General features: G+C 70.1%; 2 protein-coding genes. One reads left to right on the forward strand and one right to left on the reverse strand.

The window, feature by feature from the left end; genetic code table 11:
• The coding region (locus RMP09_RS09835; RefSeq protein WP_310565804.1) for an AraC family transcriptional regulator at window positions 1–550 on the reverse strand (550 nt) is incomplete at its 3' end.
• Between the two features lie 198 nt (window positions 551–748).
• Here RMP09_RS09835 and RMP09_RS09840 point away from each other — a divergent pair.
• Window positions 749–1174 (forward strand): (2Fe-2S)-binding protein (locus RMP09_RS09840; protein WP_310565805.1); only part of this gene is annotated, 426 nt, incomplete at its 3' end.

Below are 1174 nucleotides of genomic sequence, written 5' to 3' on the forward strand. Positions count from 1 at the left end.
CGCCCGTGAGCAGGCGGTAGTGGATCTCTCGTTTGATCAGTGGCGCCAGCGCCGGAATGTGCTCGGGCTGGTCCAGCAGGGCCAGCAGGCGGTCGAAGGCTTCGAGCAGGGGCGCGGTGAGGGCGCCGGTGGTCATGGCGCGGCTGTCGCGGGCCACGGCGCCTGCGGGCGCCGCGGGCGACTCCAGCATCAGCGAGGCGATCTCGCGCCAGTCCAGGCGCAGGGCCACGCCGAGGTAAGGCCGCTCGGCGCTGGCCTCGACCACCGCCGACCTCACCGGCAGGTCCATCGACGTGATCAGGTAGCGGTCTTCGCCGTAGCACAGGGTTTCGTCGCCCAGCGTGATCCGCTTGCTGCCCTGCACGATCACGGCCACGCAGGGTTCGTAGACGCTGCAGGTGTTCAGGAAGGGCTGGTCGATGCGGATCAGCATCAGCCCCGGAATCTCGGGCGGCATGTGCGGCGAGCTGTCGATCGCCCGCTCCAGCAAACGCCGGACGATGGATGAGCGCGCGCCGGGCGCGGGTGGGGTGGAGGAAGAATCGGGCATGGCGGGGTGCAGGTGTCAGGTCTGCGGGCCATGGTATCGGCACTTGCCCGTTTGTGCAGCGCGCTCGCAGGATTGGGCAAGCATGGCGCAGGTTCAGGCTAACGCCGGGCGGGGCCCCGGGACGACACTGGCGCCCTTCCCGGGGTTGCGGCCACGGGAACCCGCATCCCCGTTCCCCATGTTTCCAGGAGACCCCCCATGACCACCCTGCAAGTCAACGGTCGCGCCCAGCAGCTCGACGTCGATCCCTCCACGCCCGTGCTCTGGGCGCTGCGCGATTCGCTGGGCCTGACCGGCACCAAGTTCGGCTGCGGTGCGGCCCTGTGCGGCGCCTGCACCGTGCACGTCGACGGCCAGGCCGTGCGCTCCTGCGTCACGCCCATCGGCAGCGTCGAGGGCAAGAAGGTCACCACCATCGAGGCCATCACCTCGGGTGACGACCGCGTGGGCCACGCCGTGCGCGACGCCTGGGTGAAGCACGACGTGGCGCAGTGCGGCTACTGCCAGAGCGGCCAGATCATGAGCGCCACCGCCTTCCTCAAAACGCTGCCCAAGGGCCAACAACCCGCCGCCGCCGACATCGACGCCGCCATGGCCGGCAACGTCTGCCGCTGTGGCACCTAC

It is taken from the genome of Hydrogenophaga sp. (assembly GCF_031426985.1).
Lineage (GTDB): Bacteria > Pseudomonadota > Gammaproteobacteria > Burkholderiales > Burkholderiaceae_C > Hydrogenophaga.